The organism is Elstera litoralis (genome assembly GCF_000963705.1).
In the GTDB taxonomy this organism is placed as follows: Bacteria; Pseudomonadota; Alphaproteobacteria; order Elsterales; family Elsteraceae; genus Elstera; species Elstera litoralis.
The window spans coordinates 1-6,236 of record NZ_LAJY01000186.1 but is presented as its reverse complement, the minus strand read 5'-3'; the positions used below and the strand labels follow the sequence as shown (position 1 = coordinate 6,236).

General features: G+C 61.8%; 4 protein-coding genes. All 4 read right to left on the bottom strand.

The genetic code is table 11. The features are described from left to right. Positions 1 to 376 (bottom strand): cyclic nucleotide-binding domain-containing protein (locus VZ95_RS08235; RefSeq protein ID WP_045775422.1); only part of this gene is annotated, 376 nt, incomplete at its 3' end. 24 nt (positions 377 to 400) lie between these two features. Further along, a complete protein-coding gene (locus tag VZ95_RS08230; protein ID WP_052711601.1) occupies positions 401 to 3,202 on the bottom strand; it encodes an ATP-binding cassette domain-containing protein in 2,802 nt (933 codons plus the stop codon). A 4-nt stretch (positions 3,203 to 3,206) separates the two neighbouring features. Beyond that, positions 3,207 to 5,408 carry a cysteine peptidase family C39 domain-containing protein gene (locus VZ95_RS08225; RefSeq protein ID WP_084627656.1) on the bottom strand — a complete coding sequence of 734 codons (2,202 nt, stop codon included), beginning with the start codon at positions 5,406 to 5,408 and terminating at the stop codon, positions 3,207 to 3,209. Continuing rightward, on the bottom strand, positions 5,405 to 6,205 hold the full coding sequence (locus tag VZ95_RS08220; RefSeq protein WP_045775421.1) for an NHLP bacteriocin system secretion protein: 801 nt from the start codon (positions 6,203 to 6,205) through the stop codon (positions 5,405 to 5,407). Before VZ95_RS08220 ends, VZ95_RS08225 begins: the two co-directional genes overlap by 4 nt. Positions 6,206 to 6,236: the final 31 nt, after the last annotated feature.

Below are 6,236 nucleotides of genomic sequence, written 5' to 3'. Positions count from 1 at the left end.
CCATGAACAACGCAATCGCCCGATAAAAGCGCGCTGAGAAGGCCGTATCTTGCCCAAAGCGGCGAAGCAAAAGATCGTGGGGCACTTCCAAGCAAACGAGACCTTCCTGACATTGAACGGTTGCCGTGGCCGGGCGCTGGTCCACGAGTGAGATTTCTCCGACGATATCGCCAGCCCCCAGGGTAGCGACACTGCGCCGCCCCTTATCGATCAGAACATCTGCCACGCCACGGAGGATGATCGCAATGCGGGTTACGGGTTTGCCCTCTTCGGTCAGGCAGCCCCCCTTGGAAACTTCCCGACGTTGCCCTTTCTGGGCCAACCATTCGACATCCTCATCCGTCAATTGGCCAAGAATATAGAGAACTTTACGCATGGTCGTTTCTCCGGGTTAGGGGCGCTACACACCCTGCAATTTGGCAAATTGGGAAAAAAGGCCGCCCCTGGCGACAAGATCGGCATAGGTTCCGACCTCGACTATTGAACCTTTGTCGAGAAACAGAATCACATCGGCATTTCGGATCGTGCTAAGGCGATGGGCAACGACGATGCGGGTACACCCCAGACCATCGATATTTTTCGAAACTTGTGCTTGCGAGACGTTATCGAGCGCGCTGGTAGCTTCGTCGAGCAGCAGAATCTTCGGCTGCCCCATCAGCGCGCGGGCCAGCAGAAGGCGCTGTATCTGCCCACCGGAGAAGGCCGCCGCCCCGTCCGTCACCACGGTGTGCATGCCCATCGGCAAGGCGCGGATATCGTCGGCGATTCCGGCAATCTCGGCGGCGCGCCAAATATCTTCAAGGTCCGCCGTAAACGAACCTTGGATATTGTCGCGCAGGCTGCCCGAAAATAGCCACCCGCCTTGCCGCACGTATCCGATTTGGCGGCGAAGCGCGGCGAGATCGAGCCCGGCAAGATCGCGGCCGTCATACCGTACGCTGCCCGCCGTTGGCTTTTCGAACCCAATCAGCAAGGAAAGCAGCGTCGATTTACCGCTGCCCGACGGCCCCACCAAGGCCAGGAAGGTTCCCGGCCCGATGGTCAGGGAAATGCCGTTCAGAATTTGGCGACCGTCCTCGTGTTTGAAGGCGAGGTTCACCACCTCCACCGCGCCGCTCAAATCGCCGGGGTCCTTGGCCTGGGGCATGGTTTCGGGGGTATTTTTCAACAGCGGCTGGGCGTGGAGTTGCTGGGCCTTTTGGGCAAGCAACTGATTGCCGCCCCGCGCAACGATAACCCCCGCCATCAAAAAACTCTGAAACGTCGAGACGAAGACCATGAACCCGCCGGTCGAAACCTTGGCGTCAGGCCCCAATGCGAACCCGAGAACGGCGAAGATCACCGCGACCGCTAGGATCTGATAGCTGGCCAAAAACGCTTCGAGCAAATTACCAACGCCCTTCGCGCGTAATCCCCGGCTCCGCATTTCCGCCGAGTTGCGCGCCCACCGCGCGAATGCCCGGCGTTCGGCGGCAAAGGCCCGCAGCACCGGCATATTCTCGATAATCTGCTGCGTGAAGGAGGTAACGCCCGCCGTCATTTGTTCGCCTTGGGTGAAGGCTTTAATTTGGCGCTGACCGATCAGCGCACCCACTGCCACCGCGAGGAGCACTAAACCGAGCGCAACTGCCCCCGCTGTTGGGCTGTAGTAGATCAGCAGCACGACGCCGGTGAGGCCGCCAATCCCCGACATGATAGCATTCAGCACAATCCCCATAACCGAGCGGCGAATCCCATCGACAGCCGCCACCCGCGAGGCAAGGTCTGAGCCGGACATGGTTCGCATCAGGCTGGTCGGCAGCCGCATCAGCCGGTCCATCATCCCCCCGCCGATCATTTCAGCGATGCGCCCGTCCATCCGTTGCCGTAGCACAGATGACGCGAGCGCAAGGGCCGACATGCTGACCTGGGCAACCAGCAAGGCAAGCCCGATCAGAAGGGTCGGCTCGCGCAGATTGGCGGGGATATAGGTATCGATTAAGAACCCCGTTGCGAGTGGCAGCAGCAGCCCCAAGAGCGACGCCGTAAAAACAGCGAGAGCCAAGGTGGTAAAATCGAGCGAGCACAGGGCAAGCCCGCCTAAAATCACATCGCGCACCTCAAGCGGCTTATTCGGCAGGGGCGGTGTGAGAATCCAGGCCTCGCGCGGCAAATCGGCCGCGAGTTTCGCGGTAACGCGGCGCGGGCGCTCGCCCCGCACATACATCCGGTAGCGCCCCAACCAATCGGGCTTGAGCACCACCAGTCGCCCGTCGGAGCGCCGATGCGTAATGAGCGGGCCAACGTCGCGCCGCCGCCACGCCCCCGGCAGCGGAACCGTGCGCAGACGGGCATCGTTCAGCGCTGCAAACGCCTCGAACGCCTCAACATTTGCCGCCAGCGCGCGGGGCGTGGGGGCGATGCCGGTGGCCGTTTGATACGCAAAGGCGCAATCCGTTTCCAGGCGGGATTTCAACCGATTATCGGTCATCATCCGGCGGAAGCGGCTCAGGCCGGTTTGGAGGCCCGCCTCGACGGTTTCATCACGCTGCTGGATGCGAAGCAGGGCAGCCTGTTCCGCCGCTTCCATTAAGGTTTCAGCCACTGCCACGCAGAGTTCCGTATGGGCCAGCAAGGCCGCAACGCCCTGGCGCTCCAGCACCGCACGGGTTGCCACAACCAGCAAATTCGTGCCTTCTGGCACCGACAGCCAACTAGAATGGGCAATAGCGACGGGCACGCGCGGGAAGACCTGCTGCGCGTCCATCAACTGCCCCGGCTGCCCTTTCACCACCATCCAGACGATGCCCTGGGCGGAGGTATAGGCGGCGGCGCGCGAGTCGGAAATCTCACTCCCCAGGGTCAGCGGGCGCATCGTGGGGCGGCGCTTGGCAAGAGCCCCCAAGCCTGAGGCGAGCAGAAGGCACCAGGCTTCGACCCCCGCGATCAGCCGATGCCCGAAGTCCCCGTCCAGCGCCTGCATATCGGCACGATACAGAATACACTCGCCAAGTGGTTGCACGGCAATCGCGCCCCCCGCGTCCCGCGTGGGCACCAGCAGCGTCCCTGGTTGGGCGATGCCCAGAAAAACCCGCCGCCCGGTGACGAGGGCATAGACTTCGCACGTCCCGGCTTCGAGAAACAAAGGGCCATCGTCGGCGCTTAACGGGCAGATTTGACCGGCGGCTAACAGAAGCTGGGTTTTGGGAACGCGGTCTTCCATCACCTCAATTCTCCACCAGAGCGGCGTATAGCCCCCCTTTGGTAATCAAGGCTTGGTGCGAGCCGGTTTCAACAACCCGGCCCTTGTCCATAACCAAAATCATATCCGAATCCATAATCGACGACAGCCGGTGGGCGATGACGATGCAGGTGCAACCGCGCCGCCGAATAGCCTCCATCACCGCCGCCTCGGTCACGGGATCGAGCGCGCTGGTCGCCTCGTCGAGCACAAGAATGCGCGGGTTAATCGTCAGCGCGCGCGCCAGTGCCAAGCGCTGCCGTTCCCCGCCGCTTAAATTATTGCCATTTTCCATCAGGACCGACGCATAGCCGCCGGGGCGCGACGAGATAAAGTCATGGATTCGCGCATCCTGGGCGGCGGCGACATATTGCTCTTCCGGAACGCTTTCGTCCCAGAGAGTTAGATTATCGCGGATCGTACCGCCAAACAGGCCGATATGCTGATCGACATAGGCGACTTGGCTGCGCAACTGCGTCTCCGGCCAATCGGTTAGCGGGTGGCCGAAGATTTCTACCTGGCCTTCGCTAGGCGCGACGAGGCCGACGATCAGCCGTCCGAGGGTGGATTTTCCGCTCCCCGACGCCCCGACTAGGCCAATGCGCCCGCCCACCGGCACGCTCAGGCTCAAGCGCTCAAGCGCCGGTGCCCCGCGCGGATTATAGGAAAAGCTGACGTCGGTCAGCCGCAGGGGTTCTGCCGTCTTGAGGGCCGCGAGCCGCGCGGCCGCCGTCTCCGCGCCGCCCGGCAGGGGTTTCGCGTGGCGCTCGGCATAGTTCAGCGCATCGTTCAGCCGGTCGGAAATCCCCCGGATGGATTGAAGCCGCGCGCCAACGCCGACGAGGTTAATCATAGGGCCGGTAAACCGCCCGATCAGCGCTTGGGCCGCCACCAGCAACCCGATGGACAGCGCGCCGTCCATAATCCGCACCCCGCCGACGATCAGAACCGCAATGCCCGCCAGGGCCAACAATAGCGCAGCCGTTTCGTTGATAAGGCCGGAGCGCTCAGCAATCCGCTGTTCTGCGCCCAAAACTTGCGCCTGGGCCCCCTGCCAGCGCCGCATGAACAGCGCCTCCGTTCCCGCCGCGCGGAAATCGTCGCGCATCGACAGGCCTTGCAGCGTGATCCCATGCAGCCGGGCCTCATCGTTCAACGACCGCCGGTTCTCATTTTCCAAGCTCCGGGCTGCCCGGGAGAGGATGAGTAACGCCACCAAGGCGACCGAAACGACGATGGAGGCCAAGACCCAATCGAGCAAGAACAGCGCCGCGCCAAACCCGAGAATCGGCACCAGCCCAATCAAGGCCGGCACGAGGCCGGTTGCGATCAAGGAGGCCATTCGATCTGCCTGGGTGAGCCGATTGACGATATCGCCGGAATAGCGCTGGCCGAAGAAGGACAGTGGCAAGCCCAGAAGCGTCCAGAGATATCGAACGGCGATCGAAGCCCCCAGCGCCGTTTCCGTGCGCGATTGGGCTTGGCGCTGCATCCAGGTGAGCGCCCCCGCCAGCAGCGCCGCAATTCCCAACCCCACCAGCAACGGTGCCAGCCAGGTGGACCGCCCGCTGACCAGAATTTCGTCGGTGAAAATCCGGTAGCTGCCCGCGGTGAAAATACCCGGCACCAGCAGACCAATCCCTGCCAGAACGGCGAAGATGATCCCGGTTTTCACGGTCGCAAGATTAGCGGCGATAACCGAGAACAGGCTCGCGCGGCTGCCGCCGGGGGTAAACGCCTCCGTTGGCTGAAAGGCTAGAACAACGCCAGTAAAGGCCGTATCGACCTCCTCCATCGAAACCCGGCGGGGGCCTGTCGCTGGATCGTTAATCCAGGCACCTTTTTCCGAAATGCTTTCGAGAACGACGAAATGATTAAAGTTCCAAAACAGAATCATCGGCAGGGGCAGGTTCGCCAAATCCGCCGTGGTTTTGCTGAACCCCTTGGCGATCAGGCCGAAACTGCGCGCGGCGCGCAGAATACTGCTGGACTGGGTGCCATCGCGCGACACACCGCAGAGTTCGCGCAGCTCCTCCGGGCTGACCCAGCGACCATAATAGGCCAGAACCATCGCTAGGCAGGTGGCACCACATTCCACCGATTCTTGCTGCATGATCGTGGGAACGCCCGCGCGACGCCCGGCGCGCCAACGGTTCCCAAGCCCAGCGATCCGCCCCCATAGGCTCATTGCGCCAAATCCCCCAACAGGCGGCGCAAGGCGGGCATAACCAGTGAAATCATTCGCTGCTCGCGCACAATCACCTGGGCATTGGCAATACTCCCAGCGCTGATGATTTGGTCCGGCCCTTGGGAAGATGACCAGCGGAACCCGGATGGGGTGGCGGGGTCGGTTTCCAGCGAGGCTTCGACCTCAAAGGGTGCCCCGCCCGACGACATTTGATCGACCAACTGGCGGTTTCGCAAACTCCGCATCATGCCTTCCGGCGTGGAGGGCACGGAGGCGACCGTTTTGATCTCGCCGTAAATAAACCCAAACTCCTCGCGCTTCACCGTGGAGGGAACCACATAAACCTTCATACCGGGCCGTACTTTTTTGCCTTCGGCGGACGGCAGATACAGCTTCGCGGTGAGCGGGGCCGGGCGGCTGCTATCGGCTTCCGACGTGCCGGGCAGAATGCTGAGGATGGGCTTTCCCGCATCGACGATTTCGCCCAGGTTCAGCTTTTGCTCCACGACAATCCCGTCGTAGGGGCTTTCGACATAAGTCAGCCGCTGCCGACGCTGCTGGATTGCCTCTACGGCCCGGCCCGCCTGTTCAATCTTAATTTCTAGGTCAAGAATCTCGCGCTCGCGCTCGATCCGCCGATTGTTATCCTCAAACTTCAGGGAGTTTAGGGCATTTTGGCTTCGCATCAGGTCGGCGCGGGCTTCGTTCAGCTTGACTTGGGTTTCAAACAGCTTTTGCTGCGAGGCGAAACCTTTGCTGGCGAGTTCCTCATATCCCGTTAGGCTTTGGCCAGCCAATCGACCTGTTTTTTACTGCTCTCGATACTAT